The organism is Marinobacter sp. MDS2, assembly GCF_030718085.1.
Classification (GTDB): Bacteria; Pseudomonadota; Gammaproteobacteria; order Pseudomonadales; family Oleiphilaceae; genus Marinobacter.
The window spans coordinates 105,383-124,535 of the sequence record NZ_JAVAJF010000003.1 but is presented as its reverse complement, the minus strand read 5'-3'; the positions used below and the strand labels follow the sequence as shown (position 1 = coordinate 124,535).

The window sequence follows — 19,153 nt, the reverse complement described above, 5'->3', positions numbered from 1 at the left end:
GCAGCTTTAAGGAGCTCAAGTTTGGACCTTCAACTTTCCAGCCGTGTACAGGCTATCAAGCCATCCCCGACCCTCGCCGTTACCAACAAAGCAGCCGAGCTTCGCGCTGCTGGCCAAGACATTATTGGCTTGGGTGCAGGCGAGCCGGACTTCGACACCCCAGAGCACATCAAAAAGGCCGCTATTGAAGCCATTACCAATGGCCAAACCAAGTACACCGCGGTTGATGGTACGCCTGCTCTGAAAAAAGCGATCATTGCGAAGTTCAAACGCGACAACGGTCTGGAATACGAAGCCAATCAGATTCTGGTATCCAGTGGCGGCAAACAAAGCTTTTTCAACCTGGCACTGGCCACTTTGAACCCGGGCGACGAAGCCATTATCCCTGCGCCGTACTGGGTATCTTACCCGGACATGGTGCTGGTTGCAGAAGGCAACCCGGTAATCATCGAAACATCGGTTGATACCCGCTTCAAGATCACGCCGGAACAGCTGGAAAATGCGATTACTGATCGCACCCGCCTGTTCGTGATCAACAGCCCGTCCAACCCGAGCGGCATGGCCTACTCGATGGAAGAGCTGAAGGCGATTGGTGAAGTGCTCAAGAAGCACCCGAACATCATGATCGCCACCGACGACATGTACGAGCCGATTCTTTGGACTGGCAAGCCGTTCTGCAACATCGTGAACGCATGCCCAGAGCTGTATGAGCGCACGTTCGTGCTGAACGGCGTTTCCAAGGCCTACTCCATGACGGGCTGGCGCATCGGTTATGCCGCAGGCCCGGCAAAGATCATCGGCGCCATGAAGAAGATTCAGTCCCAGAGCACGTCTAACCCCTGCTCGATCTCTCAGGCAGCCGCTACCGCTGCGCTTGATGGCGACCAGGCGTGCGTAGGCGAGATGGTTAAGTCGTTCAAGCAGCGCCACGATTGGCTGGTTGACGCGTTGAACAAGCTCCCGGGCGTTGAGTGCCCTTACGGCGATGGCACCTTCTACGTGTTCCCTAGCTTCCAAGGCGCGATTGACGCAACGGACGGCGTAAGCACTGACGTTGAGTTCGCTGAAAAGCTGCTGAGTGAAGCAGGCGTTGCGTTGGTTCCTGGCTCTGCATTCGGCAGCCCGGGCCACATGCGCTTGAGCTTTGCGACCAGCATGGACAACCTCGAGAAGGCCATCGAGCGTTTGGAAAAAGCTCTTGGCTAATTTTTTTAGTTAAGGGGTTGACGAGGCGGTATGGCCACACTAATATACGCGCCTCGTCACATGACGATGTTCCCCGATAGCTCAGTTGGTAGAGCAACGGACTGTTAATCCGTTTGTCGCTGGTTCGAGCCCAGCTCGGGGAGCCACTATTTCGAAAGCCCGCTAGTTCTATGAATTAGCGGGCTTTTTTGTGGGCGTTCGTTTTACCTGACACTTTCGGTGATTGCTGATCGGCACTTGGCCCTAGCTTGTTTGTTTGGGTGCAATGGCGTGGCGGACCCCTTCTTCCAAAAACCGCTCCTTCGGCACGTCCATGTGACGCTTCTGCTCCGCCATCCATGGCTCCGCACATTTTTGGAAGAAGGGGTCCGCCCCACCAATCAACCTGCACAGGCATCCGAAAAGGCTAACACCTCCTCTGGATAGAACATTAGAACCAGAACCAAATCGTTATACGACGATAACTCCGAAGACTGAACGCCGAGGATGGAGGCCGCTCCCGAAAATTTCGGAGGCCATGGATGGCCGGAGAGAAGCGCACATGGATGTGCTCGTAGCGGTTTTCGGGAGCGGCCTTCATCCTTGGCGCCACCCCCAAAATCAAAGACTAGGGCCAGCAGCGAAACGTGCGCTGCCAGTTAGCCCCCATGAACCTCAGCATGAATAGCCTCCAACGCCGCCAGAGGATCAGCAGCCTTGGTAATAGGACGACCAATCACTAGGTAGTCGGACCCCGCTTTAAGGGCATCCGTGGGGGTCATAATGCGCTGCTGATCGCCTTTGTCAGCGGACAGCGGGCGAATGCCCGGGGTAATGAGCTGAAAGCCAGCACCCTGCTCAGCTTTTAGGCGCGGAGCCTCTTGTGCAGAACACACCACACCATCCAAGCCACAATTTCGGGTTAGCGTAGCCAACCGGGACACATGCACTTCTGGCGAATCAGTGATACCAATACCAGCCAAATCGTCGGCAGACATACTGGTTAGAACGGTCACCGCAATCAGCAAAGGCTTATCCACACCAAACTGCTCCAAACGCTCCCGGCACGCGACCATCATCTTCTCGCCGCCCGAGGCATGCACGTTCACCATCCACACGCCCAAGTCCGCTGCGGCCGCCACGGCCGACGAAGTTGTATTGGGAATATCGTGGAATTTCAGATCCAGAAAAACATCAAAGCCCCTGCTCTGCAGAGCCTTAACCAGTTGCGGGCCAGAACGGGTAAACAACTCTTTGCCGACCTTCAGGCGGCACTTGTTCGGATCAAGCTGATCAACAAGCGCCAGCGCCGGATCCTGAGAGGGAAAGTCTAAAGCTACAATGATTTTCGGGTCGTTGGGGTTTTGCACGTTCGATTTTCCCAGTCAGTAAATTAAAACGTTATTCGGCTTCCACACCTTGAATCGGCCGCACGGTCTCCCACTGCTTGCAGCTCGGGCACAACCAATGCAGCTGCTGGCCATCAAAGCCACAGTTCACGCAGCGATAGATCGGACGATTGGCAAGTATCAAATGACCAATACGGCTTACCAAGCGCCCCTCATCGGTAGTCATGCCCTTTTCATAGCCTGCAAGCTCTACAAGCCGCAGCAGACCCCGCATTGAAGGCCGAACCTCCAGCTCCTGACGCAACAGATCAATCGCTGCCGGGCGGCTGGAGGAGCGTTCCACCGATTCTACCAGCGCAAGCAGCAAACTCGTGCTCGGGTGCTGCTCATAAAGTTTTTTCAGTTTTTTAAACAAACGCCCGACATCACCGTGGTCACGCTCGAGCTGCATTAGCCGATCGACAGCCTCGGGGCCAAATTGAGGGTTTTGCTCGAATACTTTCAAGCCCTGTTTACTGGCGTCGCGATAATTGCCTTGGCGAACGTGCAGCTTCATCAACAACAGCGTGGCCCGCACACATGAAGGATCGTATTCCAAGGCCTCTCTGAACAACTTCTTTGCCGTCCAGCGGTCGTCCTCTTTAAGCGCTAAATCAGCCAGCTCACAGGTAATGTAGGCAAGCGTCTTGAACATGACAGGATCGGAATCCGTTCGGGTAAGCGTTTTCGCAACCTGCCCGGCCTTTTCCCACTCCTTCTCCTGCTGATACAGCTCGATGAGCTCGCTTGCCGCCCGGCGACCGTATTCGCGATCCCCCATCAGCTCTTGAAACAGCGCCTCAGCCCTATCCAACAGCCCGGCGCCGAGGTAATCCATGGCCAGTTCGAGGGTTACTTTAGGCGTGTAGCGAGCGGGTAACTCAGGGCGAGCAAGTAGATTTTGGTGAATCAGGGTTGCACGGTCGGTTTCGCCTTTATTGCGAAAATGACTACCAATGGACAGATGGAGGCTGACCGTATCCTTGTTAACTGGCAAGGATTGCACAAAGTTTTCAACGGCCTGATCAGAATAATTCGTAAAAAGAAACTGGAGACGATCTTTAACGGAGTCTACATCCGAGATGGTTTTACGCGAACGGCGATAAGAAGCGCCATACCGGCCCAGCAGCCAGCCAACAGCAACAGCAACCGTTAGAAGCAGCCAGTTGAACACTAATTCCATTAAAGTGCCTGGTCGTTATCAGCCCTGGATTTCTCTAGCGCCTGTTCGGTTCGCTCAAGCCGCTTTTTAAGATTGCGGCGGGACACCGAGGAACGAAAAGACCCGATCAACATTAGCAGAACACCAACTAACGCACCCAACACGAAAGACATGATGATCCACACCGCGACACCATGGGGCTGAGTTTCAAACAGAAGGAAGTTCAGGGAAACCGCCATCTGATTATTCAACGAGAATACCAGTGCAACGACTATCAGAATAACAACCAGGACAATTAACAGAATCTTCTGCAGTGCTGCCATCTCGTATACGCTCCAGACGGGTAAATTTCCAATCCTACAATGCCATAAGGCGCACTTACAGCAGGATCAGAAGCCTTTCTTCAAGCTATCATTAACCTGCTCTCGCAGCTCTTTTCCGGGCTTAAAATGCGGTACATATTTTGCCGGTAACTGCACTGCCTCCCCGGTTTTCGGGTTTCGGCCCACACGCGCTTCGCGGTGATGCAAAGAAAAGCTGCCAAATCCTCTGATCTCGATACGCTGGCCATCGGCCAACGCCTGAGACATATGTTCAATGATGGTCTTAACCGCCAGCTCGACATCCTTTACCGAGAGCTGTGTCTGCTTTGATGCTACCAGTTCAACCAGTTCGGACTTCGTCATGAGGCACTTTCCTCTGTCATTATTATTCCGCACTTAAATGCTGGATTCCAATGACTCTAGTTTAGCCAAACCAGAAAAAAACACAAAAAAAACGGGCTCTTAGAGCCCGTTTTTTTTCACTACCAACCAGACAATCAGTCTTTGTTGGCGTTTTGCTGCTGCATCTGTTCCTTGATCAGGTCACCGATGGTGGTGGCACCTGAGGTTTCTGCAGCCTTACTGCGCACGCTATCCAGCGCCTGCTTGTCGTCTTCTACATCCTTAGACTTCACAGACAGGTTGATAACGCGGTTCTTGCGATCGATGCTGATGATCTTCGCTTCAACTTCTTCGCCTTCTTTCAGCACGTTGCGCGCGTCTTCAACGCGGTCACGGCTGATTTCGGAGGCTTTCAGTACGGCTTCAACTTCTTCGTTCAGGGCGATAGTAGCGCCTTTAGCGTCTACTGCAGAAACAGTACCCTTAACGATGGAGCCTTTGTCGTTCAGCTGTACAAACTCGGCGAACGGATCGCTTTCCAGCTGCTTGATACCCAGGGAGATACGCTCACGCTCTGGATCAACAGACAGGATAACGGTTTCAACTTCGTCGCCCTTCTTGTATTCGCGAACGGCTTCTTCACCGGTTTCGTTCCAGCTGATGTCAGACAGGTGAACCAGGCCGTCGATGCCGCCATCCAGACCGATGAAGATACCAAAGTCAGTGATTGACTTGATCTTACCGGAGATGCGATCGCCTTTGTTGAAGTTGCCAGAGAAGTCTTCCCATGGGTTAGACACACACTGCTTGATACCCAGAGAAATACGACGACGCTCTTCGTCGATATCCAGGATCATCACTTCAACTTCGTCACCTACCTGAACAACCTTGGACGGGTGGATGTTCTTGTTGGTCCAATCCATTTCGGACACGTGAACCAGACCCTCAACACCTTCTTCCAGCTCAGCGAAGCAGCCGTAATCGGTCAGGTTGGTTACACGAGCAGTTACCCGAGCATTCTCTGGGTAACGACCTTTGATATCGACCCAAGGATCTTCGCCCAGCTGCTTCAGACCCAGAGACACACGGTTGCGCTCACGGTCGAACTTCAGGACTTTAACATTGATTTCATCGCCCACATTCACGATTTCGCTCGGGTGCTTAATGCGCTTCCAAGCCATGTCAGTGATGTGCAGCAGGCCGTCAACACCGCCCAGATCTACGAATGCACCGTAGTCGGTCAGGTTCTTGACGATACCTTTGATTTCCAGACCTTCGGTCAGGGTTTCCAGCAGAGCTTCACGCTGCTCGCTGTTTTCAGCTTCCAGAACGGCGCGGCGAGAAACAACCACGTTGTTACGCTTCTGGTCCAGCTTGATAACCTTGAATTCAAGCTCTTTATTTTCCAGGTGCGCGGTGTCGCGAACCGGACGAACGTCTACCAGGGAGCCCGGCAAGAAGGCACGGATACCAGCCAGATCAACAGTGAAGCCACCTTTGACCTTGCCGTTAATAATACCTTTAACCACTTCTTCAGCTTCGAAGGACTTCTCGAGAACCTTCCAGGCTTCGGCGCGCTTCGCTTTCTCACGGGACAGACGAGTTTCACCGAAACCGTCTTCAACAGCGTCGAGAGCTACGTCGACTACGTCGCCGATTTGAACTTCCAACTCGCCTTTTTCGTTGAGGAACTGGGAGGCGGGGATAACGCCTTCGGACTTCAGTCCAGCGTTAACGGTGACCCAGTCGCTATCAACATCAACTACGGTTCCCTGAACAATGGAACCTGGCTGCATGTCGATTTCTTTTAAACTTTCTTCGAATAAATCCGCAAAGCTCTCGCTCATTATGTGCCCTATATGATCAACGCAAGTATGCTCCGTGCCGCCAGCAACACGGTCTGTTAATGATTTCCGGATTCAGCCTGCGGCTGGCAATATTTTGCTGACTCCGGCATTCCAACGACAAAAAGGTGTAGTCAGGCCTGACCTGCTGCGGCCATACACCTGTCTAACACCTCTTCTATACTCAAACCTGTAGAATCAATGACTTGCGCATCATCCGCAGGCTTAAGGGGAGCCGCTGACCGGTTCATATCCCGATCGTCGCGTACCCGAATCTCGTCTAAAACGGCGTCAATAGTAACATCGACCCCAGCGTCCTTCAACTGATTATAACGGCGCCGCGCGCGCTCTTCGGCACTGGCAGTCAGGAAAATCTTTACGGGTGCATCGGGAAAAACCACCGTCCCCATATCTCGCCCGTCTGCCACAACTCCGGGTGCCTTCTGAAAATCTCTCTGGCGCTGCAGCAAGGCATCCCGAACCGGCTGCATGACGGCAACTTTGGACGCATTGTTGCCACAAGCCTCGGTACGAATCTCGGACGTAACGTCCTTCCCAGCCAGAAGTACGCGGACCGGCTGACCAACCTCACCCGGTTCAAACTCTACATCCAGGGTTGCTGCAACTTTGACCAAGCCTGCTTCGTCATCCAACGGTACGCCCTGGCGCGTTGCTGCCAGCGCGGTCAGACGATACAGCGCACCACTGTCCAGCAAGTGCCACCCTAGTTTGCGGGCCAGCATCTGGGTAATCGTGCCTTTGCCAGCACCGCCAGGGCCGTCAACTGTAATGACCGGGGCCTTGCTATCCACCATTAACAACCACCTTCTGTTCTGATTTTGAAACCCGTTTGTTTGGCCAGCTCAACGAAGTCCGGGAACGATGTCGTCACGTTCGAACAATCGTTAATCGTAATCGGGCCGGTTGCACGCAAAGATGCAACGGCGAACGACATGGAAATCCGGTGGTCTTCGTGGCTCTCAACCGTGCCGGAACCGATGGTCTGGCCACCCTCAATAATGATGCCATCCGGAGTCACGGTGGTTTCAACACCCAGCTCCGCCAACCCGTCGGCCATCACCTGAATCCGGTCACTTTCTTTCACCCGAAGCTCTTCAGCACCACGCAGCGTCGTGCGGCCCTTGGCGCAGGTTGCCGCAATGAACAGCACCGGAAACTCATCGATCGCCAACGGCACCTGGTCTTCCGGAATATCAATACCCTGCAACTCAGCCGACCGAACTCTCAAGTCCGCTACAGGCTCACCACCAATAACACGCTCGTCGAGCACCTCAATATTCGCACCCATCTGGCGCAGGATGTTGATGACGCCAACACGAGTCGGGTTCATCCCCACGTGGCGCAAGGTCAAATCAGAATCCGGTGCAATAGACGCCGCCACCAGGAAGAACGCCGCAGATGAAATATCGGCAGGCACATCAATAACCCCAGCTTCCAGCTTACCGCCCCCAACAACTTTTGCGGTTGCGCCATCACGCTGCACGTCATAGCCAAAACCTTGCAGCATACGCTCGGTGTGATCGCGAGTGGGCGCCGGTTCGGTGACAGAGGTTGCGCCGTCAGCGTAGAGACCGGCCAACAGCAAGCACGATTTTACCTGCGCACTGGCCACCGGCATATCGTAATGAATACCGTTCAGTGATTGGCCACCTTTGATCTTTAGCGGCGGTCGGCCACCCTCGGCCGTATCGATCACTGCGCCCATTGCTCGCAATGGATCAGCAACACGCCCCATCGGGCGCTTCGACAGACTGGTGTCACCAGAAAGCTCTGAATCAAATGGTTGAGCTGCCAGCAACCCGGCAAACAGTCGCATGCCGGTGCCGGAGTTACCCAAATACAGCGGCCCACGCGGTGCCTGCAAGCCATGCAAACCCACACCGTGAATTCGAACCAAGCCGTTCTCCGGACCCTCGATGGTTACACCCATATCCCGAAAGGCCTGCAAAGTGGCAAGACTGTCTTCGCCTTCAAGAAAGCCTTTTACCTCGGTCACGCCTTCAGCCAATGCGCCCAACATGATGGAACGGTGCGAAATGGATTTATCACCCGGAACCCGAATGTCGCCGCGGACAGAGCCGCCCGGCTGCATTTGAAAGATAACTTGCTGATCACTGTTATTAGTCACGTACGCCTGCCCTGAAAGCATCTTTGTAAAATGTTCGCGCGCCGCCTTGGCACGACTGAAAACCCGGAGCAACGTCGCCCCATCACCTTCGGCAATGGCACCCCGGAGTTCACCCAAATCGTGGGTAAAATGGTCAATCACGCGCAGCACTGCGTCGCGGTTTGACAGAAAAATGTCATGCCACATGACCGGATCACTGGCTGCAATTCGAGTGAAATCCCGAAAGCCTCCGGCAGCGTACCGAAAGATATCCAGATTCTCATCTTCTCCGGCCAGCGTATCCACCAACGAGAAGGCTATCAGATGCGGCAGATGGCTGGTCGCCGCCAGCACCTCATCATGGTACGCCACCGACATGGTCAGCACCGTGGCCCCCGCGCCTTCCCACAATCTGGACAGACGAGCCAGGCTGACACGATCGGCATTATCCGCCGGAGTCAGGATCACTTTATGATTGGCAAACAGATCAGGGTTGGCTGCTCGAATGCCGCTCTTTTCAGAACCCGCGATTGGGTGCCCGGGAATAACGTTCGGCGGAATAGCGCCAAAAACAGCCTCTACATCCGTCGCAAAACTGGTTTTGGTGCTGCCCACATCCGTCAGCACGGCATCGTTACTCAACCAGGGTTTGATCTGCTCTAACACGCTGCGTGTGGCTCTCACAGGCACTGCCAGAACCACCAGATCACTCCCTTCAACAGCCGCTTGTAAGCTGGATGCGGCCTGATCGATGACACCCAGCTCGACACCCAACGCAAGCTCATCGGCGCGCTGATCGAAACCCACGACACAATCCGCCAGCTGGTGCTTACGAATCGCACTCGCCAGAGAGCCACCGATCAGACCCAAGCCAATGATGGCAACCCGATGAAAAGCAGGCGCGCTATCAACCACTTTAGTGCCCATCCCGAACAGCCTGTAATGCGTCAGACAGGGCTTCAAGGAAACGTGCGTTTTCTTCGGCAAGGCCCACAGATACACGCAGGTAGTTTGGCATACCGTAGCCGGCGACCGGACGAACAATCACGCCACGGGCCAGTAATGCCTGATAAACCTCGGCCGCCTGAGCGCCCACATCTACCGCTATAAAGTTGCCGACCGACGGAATGAACGACACGCCCAACTGCTCAAAGCCTGCAGCGAGCTGGCGCAAACCGGCGTCATTCACTTCGCGCGAACGATTCAAATACTCTTCGTCCTCAAGCACGGCAGCGGCTGCAGCCAAGGCGATAGAGTTGACGTTGAACGGCTGGCGTACCCGATTCAGCACATCCGCAATAGCCGGCGAGCTAAGAGCGTAACCTACCCGCATCGCCGCCAATCCCCAGGCTTTCGAGAACGTACGACAGACAACGAGGTTGGGATAACGCTCAAGCAGCTGGACTCCGTCAGCATACTCGCCGCCGGTCAGGTACTCGCAATAGGCCTCATCCAGAACCACCAGAACCTGCTCTGGAATGCGCTGCAGAAACGCTTCGATGGCACCGGCAGTGTGAACAGTACCCGTAGGGTTGTTGGGATTGGCAACAAAGATCAGCTTGGTGTGCTCATTGACCGCTTTCGCCATGGCATCAAGGTCGTGGCCCCACGCTTTAGCGGGAACCGAGACGCCCTTGGCACCAATCGCCTGAGCCACTATCGGGTAAACCGCGAAGGCATATTGAGAAAACACCACTTCATCGCCTGGCCCGGCAAAGCAGCGGGCAATCACTTCAAGGACATCATTGGAGCCATTGCCCAAGGTGATCTGATTCATTGCAACGCCAAACCGGCTCACCAGAGCCTGCTTCAACGAAAATCCATTGCCGTCCGGGTACAGACAAGACTCCTCCAGAGCCTTGCGAGCCGCGGCCATGGCTTTCTCACTCGGCCCCAGAGGGTTTTCGTTGCTCGCCAGCTTGATAATCTCTTCCGGATTCAGCCCGAGCTCTCGCGCCAGTTCTTCAATCGGCTTTCCGGGCTGATACGGAGACAGAGCCTGAACACCTTTCACCGCGAGACTCTGGTAATCCACTGACATTCAACATTCCTCCGGGTCAATTCAATCTCAACTTAAAGCACGCCAATCGGGTAAGAACCCAAACGTTTCAACTCCACCGCTTCTTCATCAATCTCGGCCAATACATTGCGAGCAAGCTCGTCTTCCATGTGCCCTTCAAAATCGATATAGAACACATAGGCCCAGGTGCCGCTGGGCGATGGTCGGGTTTCAATCCGGGTCAGACTGATGCCCTCACGATGGAAAGGCTCCAGCAATTGATACAAAGCACCCGGCTTGTTGCGCATAGACACCAGAATGGAGGACTTGTCCTGACCGCTGGCCTCAACTTCTTCCCGTCCGATAATCAGGAACCGAGTGGTATTGTCAGGGCGGTCTTCGATGCTACTTGCCAACACATCCAAACCGTAAAGTTCGGCTGCCATATCGCCCGCTATCGCCGCCGCACCAGGCTCTTCCGAAGCACGACGGGCCGCCTCTGCGTTACTCGACACCGTAATACGCTCAATTCCGGCACGGTGGGAATCCAACCACTGTCGGCACTGGGCAAAAGACTGCTGGTGGGAGTAAATGCGGGTAATTTCCTGATCTTTAAACTGAGGCGACACCATCAAATGATGATGAATACGAAGTTGCACCTCACCACAAATTTTCAGTGGCGACGACATGAACATATCAAGGGTATGGTTCACCATACCCTCGGTTGAATTCTCGACCGGCACGACGCCGTAATGAGCGGAGCCGGATTCAACTTCGCGAAACACTTCATCAATCGCTGGCATCGGCACGCTGATAACCGAATGACCAAAGTGTTTGAGCGCAGCAGCTTGGGTGAAGGTGCCCAGCGGCCCCAGAAACGCGATGTGCATCGGTTTCTCGAGCGCCAGACACGCAGACATGATCTCCCGAAACAGACGCGCCATTTCCTCGGCCGGCAGCGGCCCCGGATTCTCCTCTTTAATCCGGCGAAGCACCTGGGCTTCCCGCTCCGGGCGGTAGAAAAACACATCCTGCCCGGGGTTCGCAGCCATTTTCACATGGGCCACTTCCTGAGCGCAGGCGGCTCTGGCGCTGATCAGCTTCATGATCTGCTGATCAAGGCTGTCGATTTCGTCCCGAAGTTCGCTCAGGCGGGCCTTCTCGTCGGTCATGATCAGCCCCGCTCCTTCTCGAATTCCGCCATGTAGTCAATCAACGCGTCCACACCCGCTTCCGGCATGGCGTTGTACAAACTGGCACGCATGCCGCCTACCGAACGATGGCCTGCCAAGTTAAGCAAACCACGGGCATTCGCGCCCTTCAGAAACTCACCGTTCAAAGCGTCGTCACCCAAGGTAAACGGAATGTTCATCCAGGAGCGGAAACGTGGATCAATGGGGTTAGCGTAAAAGTCGCTGTTATCAATAAATCCATACAGCTTGCTGGCCTTACGTGCGTTGATCTCGCCCATCGCCTGTACGCCGCCCTGCGCCTTCAGCCATTTGAACACCAGACCGGCCAGATACCAGGAGTAGGTCGCCGGTGTGTTGTACATCGAGCCGTTATCCGCGATGACTTGATAATTCATCATCGTCGGCGTCTCTTTGCGGGCTTTGCCCAGCAAATCCTTGCGGACGATCACGACAACCAGCCCGGATGGGCCGATGTTTTTCTGAGCGCCGGCGTATATCAGGCCAAACTTCGAGACATCCAGCGGGCGCGACAGAATCGTTGATGACATATCCGCCACCAGCGGTACTGAACCCGTCTCCGGCACGAAGTCGTATTCCAGACCACCAATGGTTTCATTCGGCGTGTAATGCAGGTAGGCGGCATCGGAAGAAGTCGCCCAGCTGGACTGGTCCGGAATGGTAGTAAAGCCACTGTCTTCCGAACTGGCAGCCACATTGACATTGCCGAAGCGCTTGGCTTCCGCAATGGCTTTCTTGGACCAGATACCGGTGTTCACGTAATCGGCTGTGGTGCTCTCACCCATCAAGTTCAACGGGATGGTGGCAAACTGACTGGATGCACCACCTTGCATGAACAACACTGCGTAATCATCTGAAATACCAGCCAGTTCCCGCAGATCTTTCTCGGCGGTTTCACCAATGGAAACAAACTCGTCACTGCGGTGACTCATTTCCATCACCGACATGCCGGTACCGCGCCAATCCAGCAGCTCGGTTTCAGCCTGTTTCAGCACAGCTTCCGGCAATGTCGCCGGGCCGGCACAGAAGTTAAACGCCCTACTCATTCTTCAGTTTCCTCGCCTGCGGCACCTTCATCGGCACCTGACTCTGTGTTCCCTTCTACGCTGACGCCGGCTTCATCCTCGTCATCGGATTCCGCAATACGCTCAACACCGACCAGCCGCTCGTCGTCCTGCGCCAATCGAATCAGGCGCACACCCTGGGTGTTGCGGCTAAGAACAGAGACTTCATCCGTCCGGGTACGCACCAGAGTGCCTTTATCCGAGATCAGCATCATCTCGTCGCCTTCAAACAACTGAAGTGCGGTGACCAGATTACCGTTACGCTCGGAACACTGCATCGCGATAACACCCTGGCTGCCGCGGCTGTAGGCCGGGAACTCGTCAATGGCGGTACGTTTACCGTAACCGTGTTCGCTCGCCGTCAATAGCACGCCACCTTCCTGCGGAATAATCAGCGACACCACATGATGCCCTTCCGGCATCTTGATACCGCGAACACCACGAGCAGTCCGGCTCATCGGACGAACCTGTTCTTCCTTGAAGCGCACTGCTTTGCCGGCGGTAGAGAACAGCATCACTTCAGCTTCGCCATTGGTGATGGCTGCGCCAATCAAGGTATCCCCTTCGTCCAGATTCAGCGCAATCAAACCGCTGCTACGCGGACGAGAGAAGTTAGGCAGAGGCGTTTTCTTAACAACACCGGCAGACGTTGCCATCAACACGAACTGGTCTTCAGGATAATCACGTACCGGCAGGAACGTGGTGATACGCTCACCTTCATCCAACGGCAAGATGTTAACCATTGGGCGACCACGGGAGCCGCGGCTACCACGAGGAATTTCAAACACACGCAGCCAGTACACCTTGCCACGGTTCGAGAAGCACAAAATGGTGTCGTGAGAGTTTGCCACCAGCAGCTTCTCTATGAAGTCTTCGTCCTTCATCGCTGTTGCTGCCTTGCCACGACCACCACGGCGCTGTGCCTGATAATCTTCGACCGCTTGTGTCTTGGCATAACCGCTATGAGAAATGGTCACAACCAGATCTTCTTCGTCAATCAGGTCAGCGATGGTCAGGTCACGCTGCGAACTGGTGATTTCGGTACGACGCTCGTCACCAAATTCAGAAACAACCGCTTCCAGCTCTTCACGGATAACCGACATCAGACGGTCCGGATCACCAAGAATGTCCAGCAGATCCGCAATCTTTTCCAGAATCTCTTTGTACTCGTTCTGGAGCTTTTCAGTTTCCAGACCGGTCAGGCGGTGCAGGCGCATGTCCAGAATCGCCTGAGTCTGCTCAGGCGACATGTAATACAGACCGTCACGCAGACCGTAGATTTCAGGCAGATCATCCGGACGGCAGGCATCTTCACCGGCGCGCTCCAGCATGGCCAGAACATTTCCAGGTGCCCAGCCACGACTCATCAGCTTCTCTTTCGCCTCAACCGAGGTCGGAGACGCTTTGATCAGCTCGATCATCTCGTCGATGTTGGCCAGAGCGACCGTCAGACCTTCCAGAATGTGGCCTCGCTCACGGGCTTTACGCAGCTCGAAGATGGTCCTGCGGGTCACCACTTCGCGGCGGTGACGCACGAACGCATCCAGCATTTCCTTGAGGTTCAGTGTCTTGGGCTCACCATTGATCAGCGCAACCATGTTGATACCGAACACGGTTTGAAGCTGAGTCTGCGCAAACAGGTTATTCACCACCACTTCAGGGTTTTCACCGCGGCGAAGCTCGATAACAACCCGGATGCCTTCCTTGTTGGACTCATCACGCAACTCGGTGATGCCTTCAAGGCGCTTCTCTTTGACCAGCTCCGCGATCTTCTCGATCAGACGCGATTTGTTCAGCTGGTAAGGCAGTTCGGTAATGATGATGGCATCACGCTTGGTCTTGGCGTCGTGTTCCACTTCGTGGCGGGCACGAATGTAAATCCGGCCCCGACCTGTGCGATAGGCCTCTACAATGCCCGCACGACCGTTGATAATGCCCTGAGTCGGGAAATCCGGGCCCGGAATATGCGCCATCAACTCATCAACAGTCAGGTCCGGATTTTCAATCAATGCCAGACAACCATTGACCACTTCCGTCAGGTTGTGCGGCGGAATATTGGTCGCCATACCAACGGCAATACCGGAGGAACCGTTCACCAACAGATTCGGCACTCGGGTTGGCATAACTTCCGGAATACGCTCGGAACCGTCGTAGTTGTCAACGAAATCGACCGTTTCTTTCTCGAGATCCGCCAACAGCGAATGCGCCACCTTTTCCATGCGAATTTCGGTGTAACGCATGGCGGCCGCGTTGTCGCCGTCGATGGAACCGAAGTTACCCTGACCATCCACCAGCGGGTACCGAAGTGAAAACGGCTGAGCCATACGAACAATGGTGTCGTATACCGCAGAATCACCGTGAGGGTGATACTTACCGATCACATCACCCACCACACGGGCAGATTTCTTGTACGCCTTGTTCCAGTCATTGCCCAGTTCGGACATGGCGAACAGCACCCTACGATGCACAGGCTTGAGACCATCCCTTACATCCGGCAATGCTCGACCTACAATTACACTCATTGCGTAATCGAGGTAGGACTGTTTCAACTCGTCTTCAATATTGACCGGCAGGATCTCTTTGGCTAATTCACCCATCGAGAAAGGTTCCTTTGCGTTATCTGGAAGTCGTCCCGGGACCGTGTCCCGGCCCCGTCTTTATTCTTCATCAAGCCGCCCAGCATACCACAGACCCAACAGGCCCGGGGCAGCAGCAACTTGTTAATCAAACACTACCGTCTTGTTTTCGTAAGTAATCACGCGATCTTCAATGTGCGAACGAAGCCCCCGCGCCAAAACGTTCTTTTCAACGTCTTTACCCAGGCGAACCATGTCTTCAATCGAATCCCGGTGACTGATACGAATCACGTCTTGCTCAATGATCGGACCTTCATCCAGATCCTGAGTCACGTAATGGCAGGTCGCTCCGATCAGTTTCACGCCGCGACTGTATGCCTGATGGTACGGGCGCGCCCCGGCGAAAGACGGCAGGAAGCTGTGGTGGATATTGATCACCTTACCGGCGTATTTCTCACACAGATCCGCCGGCAGTATTTGCATGTATCGCGCGAGCACGATCACATCAGCCTCATACTTGTCGAGCAACTCTTCAATCTGACCGAAAGCCTCGGCCTTGTTCTCTTTGCTCACCGGGATGTGGTGATAGGGAATGTCATGCCACTCCACCATGCGCCGCAAATCGTCGTGGTTGGAGATAACGGCTGCCATTTCGGCATTTAACTCTTTGCTGTGCCAGCGGTGAAGCAGGTCCGCCAAGCAGTGCGACTCTTTGCTGCACATCAGCACTACGCGCTTCGGGCGGGCCGAATCAGCAATGTGCCAACGCATATTGAACTCACGGGCAATCGGCTCAAACGCGGCGCGAAATTGATCCAACCCGAACGGAATAGATTCGGCTTTAATCTGGTGTCTCATGAAGAACCAGCCAGACTGGGTGTCTGAGTGATGACTCGCCTCGGTAATCCAGCCGTTGTAGGTGGACAGAAAATTACTCACCTTGGCAACAATTCCCACCCTGTCCGGACAGGAAATAACAAGACGATAGGTATGCTCCATTAAGCCATTCCTTAACTAGAATCCGGGGAAAGCGAATGCGTTAGAAAACCACCAGCGATGACGCACGAGGAACTATCAACACGCACCTATAAAAATGACCAGCTATGATAGCGTATATGACCGCCAGAAACGAGGATCCCCCATGCATGACACTGACCACAGCCTAAACATTAAACTTCGCTCAAGGCTCCTGTGGAGCCTGACAGCATCAATGCTGCTCTGTTTACTGTCTTTTTCGTCGTTCGCCAGCAACCAGGCGATTCTCGAAGGCGAGCGATTTCACCCCACCCAGGGCAAACTGGGCATGGTCGCCACCAGCCACACACTCGCCACCGACGTAGCGCTGGAGGTGCTGAAAAACGGCGGTAATGCCGTGGATGCGGCGGTAACCGCCGGTTTCGCCCTTGCCGTCACTCAGCCAAGATCGGGCAACATCGGCGGTGGAGGCTTCCTGCTTTACTCCCCCGGCGACGGCAAAGCACCGGAAGCGATTGATTACCGGGAAACCGCCCCCGCCGCCGCAACGGAAACCATGTTTCAGGACAGCGACGGCAACGTGGTGAAAGAACGCAGCCGATTCAGCCATCTGGCGGCAGGTGTTCCGGGTACAGTCGCCGGCCTGGCCCTTGCTCTGGAACGCCACGGCACAATTTCGTTAAGTGAAGCACTCGCCCCGGCGATTCGTTTGGCAAAAGACGGATTCGTCGTGCCACACCGGTTTACGATCGGGCTGGAACGAGCCGCCAATCGATTAAAACGCTGGCCAGCCACCAACGCCACGTTTTACAAGGAGGACGGTTCTGCGCCGCAACCCGGCGAAGTGTTCAAACAGCCCGAACTGGCTGCCACACTTCAACGCATCGCCGATAACGGCATCAAAGGATTTTACGAAGGCGAAACAGCGCGCCTGATCGTTGAAGAAATGCAGCGCAACGACGGCCTGATCACACTGGATGACCTGAAAAATTACCAGCCGGCTATCCGCCAACCCGTGCACGGCACCTATCGCGGGTACGACATTTTCTCTATGTCGCCACCTTCTTCCGGCGGCACCCACATTGTGCAGATTCTGAATATTCTCGAAGGTTATTCTATCGGGGAAATGGGCCACAATTCAGCCGCCACCATTCACCACATGGCCGAAGCCATGAAACTGGCCTACGCAGACCGCGCGCAATACCTTGGCGACACAGACTTCATTGAAGTCCCCCTTACAGGACTCACCAGCAAGGAATACGCTTCGGAACTGAGAAAAACCATCTCCCCAGACAAAGCCCGACCTTCAAGTGATATCAAGCACGGCAAACCTACTGACTGGGAAAGTCCGGAAACCACACATTTCTCGGTCGTGGACCGTTGGGGCAATGCGGTATCGAACACCTACACCATCAACTTCAGTTACGGCTCAGGCATTACGGTGGCGGGTGCAGGGTTTCTGCTGAACAATGAAATGGACGACTTCAGCGCCAAGCCCGGCGTACCGAACGCCTACGGCCTGATTGGCGGCGAAGCTAATAAGGTGGAACCCGGAAAACGCATGCTCAGCTCCATGTCGCCCACCATTGTTCGCAAAGGCAACAAAAACCATTTGGTCACCGGAAGCCCGGGTGGCTCTCGCATCATCACCACCACCCTGCAAGTGCTGATGAACGTGATCGATCACAAGATGAACATCCAGACCGCTGTCAATGCACCACGCATTCACCACCAATGGTTCCCGGATGAAATCCGCATCGAGCAAGGCATCAGCCCCGACACCATCAGGCTACTCGAAGCCAAAGGCCACACGGTGACCGCCAACACCGCCATGGGGGCAATTCAAAGCATTATGGTTGGTGAAGATGGCACGCTCTATGGTGGAGCAGATGCCAGGCGCAGCACATCTTCAGCCAAGGGCTTTTAAGCGAGCTTGTCTTGGGTCCGAAGCTCAAAGTCGCTTGCATCGTGACGCTCATGCAGCTGTGACGACAAATCGCCCCACGCCTTATTGACCATCCGCCCCCGCCTTACCGCGGGGCGCTTGGCAACTTCTTCCGCCCAACGCACCACATGGGTGTACGTGTGCGCTTCCAGAAACTCAGCCGCTTCGTACACCATGTTTTTCACCAGTGCGCCATACCATGGCCAGATCGCCATGTCGGCAATACTGTATTCATCGCCAGCAATATAACGATTGTCTGCCAGCTGACGATCCAGCACGTCCAGCTGTCGCTTTACTTCCATTGCGTAACGGTTGATGGGGTACTCGTACTTTTCCGGCGCGTACGCATAGAAGTGACCAAAACCACCACCCAGGAACGGGGCGCTGCCCATCTGCCAGAACAACCAGTTAAGAGTTTCTGTTCGCTTGGAGATATTTTTTGACAAGAAATGTCCAAACTTCTCGGCCAAATACAACAGAATAGAGCCGGACTCGAAAACTCGAACGGCCGGATCTGCGCTCCGGTCCATCAACGCTGGGATCTTGGAGTTAGGGTTCACGCCGACAAAACCGCTGCCGAACTGATCCCCGTCCATGATGTTGACGATCCAGGCATCGTATTCCGCTTCCTTGATTCCCAACTCAAGCAACTCCTCGAACATGATGGTCGCTTTCACGCCGTTCGGGGTCGCCAGAGAATAAAGCTGGAAAGGATGCTCGCCCACGGGCAACTCTTTGTCATGAGTAGGGCCTGCAACCGGGCGGTTGATATTCGAGAACTTACTTTCACCTTCCTTATGCCACTTCCACACTTTTGGTGGCGTATAGGTAGGGTCACTCATCATCTGTCCCCTTAATCTGTAATCAATGACTCTTAATTAAATTCGCTCTGGAGAGGCTATCATCGACGACTTGCCAGCTTTTTAGGGCTCCGGCCACGCGTAAGCGAAACGTTTTCATGGCGCTCTCCGTTGTATTCGGGCCGAGGTAAGCCTGATGCCTCACCCTAAC

General features: G+C 54.6%; 15 protein-coding genes and 1 tRNA gene. 3 read left to right on the top strand and 13 right to left on the bottom strand.

All coding sequences use genetic code 11. The features are described from left to right. Window positions 1–21 precede the first annotated feature (21 nt). Together Q9245_RS13795 and Q9245_RS13790 are read left to right on the top strand one after the other, a co-directional pair. Window positions 22–1,206, top strand: coding sequence for a pyridoxal phosphate-dependent aminotransferase (locus Q9245_RS13795; protein ID WP_305897729.1), 1,185 nt, complete (start codon window positions 22–24; stop codon window positions 1,204–1,206). Between the two features lie 70 nt (window positions 1,207–1,276). After that, window positions 1,277–1,352 (top strand) — tRNA-Asn (locus Q9245_RS13790). A gap of 492 nt (window positions 1,353–1,844) precedes the next feature. Here the strand turns inward: Q9245_RS13790 and pyrF are convergent. The 12 genes from pyrF to purU form a co-directional block, all read right to left on the bottom strand. After that, a complete protein-coding gene (gene pyrF, locus Q9245_RS13785) occupies window positions 1,845–2,555 on the bottom strand; it encodes an orotidine-5'-phosphate decarboxylase (RefSeq protein ID WP_305897728.1) in 711 nt (236 codons plus the stop codon). A gap of 31 nt (window positions 2,556–2,586) precedes the next feature. Next, window positions 2,587–3,756, bottom strand: coding sequence for a lipopolysaccharide assembly protein LapB (gene lapB, locus Q9245_RS13780; protein ID WP_305897727.1), 1,170 nt, complete (start codon window positions 3,754–3,756; stop codon window positions 2,587–2,589). Continuing rightward, window positions 3,756–4,058 carry a LapA family protein gene (locus Q9245_RS13775; RefSeq protein ID WP_305897726.1) on the bottom strand — a complete coding sequence of 101 codons (303 nt, stop codon included), beginning with the start codon at window positions 4,056–4,058 and terminating at the stop codon, window positions 3,756–3,758. The genes lapB and Q9245_RS13775 overlap by 1 nt, the downstream gene beginning before the upstream one ends. A 66-nt stretch (window positions 4,059–4,124) precedes the next feature. Continuing rightward, a complete protein-coding gene (locus Q9245_RS13770; RefSeq protein WP_114335658.1) occupies window positions 4,125–4,421 on the bottom strand; it encodes an integration host factor subunit beta in 297 nt (98 codons plus the stop codon). 134 nt (window positions 4,422–4,555) lie between these two features. Beyond that, entirely contained in the window at window positions 4,556–6,247 is a 1,692-nt protein-coding gene (rpsA, locus tag Q9245_RS13765; RefSeq protein ID WP_305897725.1) for a 30S ribosomal protein S1, read from the bottom strand. A 131-nt stretch (window positions 6,248–6,378) separates the two neighbouring features. Continuing rightward, window positions 6,379–7,059, bottom strand: a complete 681-nt coding sequence (gene cmk, locus Q9245_RS13760) for a (d)CMP kinase (protein ID WP_305897724.1) — start codon at window positions 7,057–7,059, stop codon at window positions 6,379–6,381. Continuing rightward, entirely contained in the window at window positions 7,059–9,299 is a 2,241-nt protein-coding gene (locus Q9245_RS13755) for a bifunctional prephenate dehydrogenase/3-phosphoshikimate 1-carboxyvinyltransferase (protein WP_305897723.1), read from the bottom strand. The genes cmk and Q9245_RS13755 overlap by 1 nt, the downstream gene beginning before the upstream one ends. Next, the gene (gene hisC, locus Q9245_RS13750; protein WP_305897722.1) at window positions 9,289–10,413 is read right to left on the bottom strand and encodes a histidinol-phosphate transaminase; all 1,125 of its coding nucleotides are present in this window, start codon (window positions 10,411–10,413) and stop codon (window positions 9,289–9,291) included. The genes Q9245_RS13755 and hisC overlap by 11 nt, the downstream gene beginning before the upstream one ends. 32 nt (window positions 10,414–10,445) lie before the next feature. Further along, window positions 10,446–11,543 carry a prephenate dehydratase gene (gene pheA / locus Q9245_RS13745; RefSeq protein ID WP_305897721.1) on the bottom strand — a complete coding sequence of 366 codons (1,098 nt, stop codon included), beginning with the start codon at window positions 11,541–11,543 and terminating at the stop codon, window positions 10,446–10,448. Between the two features lie 2 nt (window positions 11,544–11,545). Next, the gene (serC, locus tag Q9245_RS13740) at window positions 11,546–12,628 is read right to left on the bottom strand and encodes a 3-phosphoserine/phosphohydroxythreonine transaminase (RefSeq protein ID WP_305897720.1); all 1,083 of its coding nucleotides are present in this window, start codon (window positions 12,626–12,628) and stop codon (window positions 11,546–11,548) included. Continuing rightward, entirely contained in the window at window positions 12,625–15,243 is a 2,619-nt protein-coding gene (gene gyrA / locus Q9245_RS13735) for a DNA gyrase subunit A (RefSeq protein ID WP_305897719.1), read from the bottom strand. The genes serC and gyrA overlap by 4 nt, the downstream gene beginning before the upstream one ends. A gap of 123 nt (window positions 15,244–15,366) precedes the next feature. Beyond that, window positions 15,367–16,221, bottom strand: coding sequence for a formyltetrahydrofolate deformylase (gene purU, locus Q9245_RS13730; RefSeq protein ID WP_305897718.1), 855 nt, complete (start codon window positions 16,219–16,221; stop codon window positions 15,367–15,369). Window positions 16,222–16,432: 211 nt separating this feature from the next. On the opposite strand from purU, the gene ggt reads away from it, so the two are divergent. After that, entirely contained in the window at window positions 16,433–18,124 is a 1,692-nt protein-coding gene (gene ggt / locus Q9245_RS13725) for a gamma-glutamyltransferase (RefSeq protein WP_305897717.1), read from the top strand. Here ggt and yghU read toward each other — a convergent pair. Next, complete coding sequence (gene yghU / locus Q9245_RS13720) at window positions 18,121–18,984, bottom strand: glutathione-dependent disulfide-bond oxidoreductase (RefSeq protein ID WP_305897716.1); 864 nt, start codon at window positions 18,982–18,984, stop codon at window positions 18,121–18,123. The two genes, ggt and yghU, sit on opposite strands and share 4 nt — an antisense overlap. Between the last annotated feature and the right edge of the window lie 169 nt (window positions 18,985–19,153).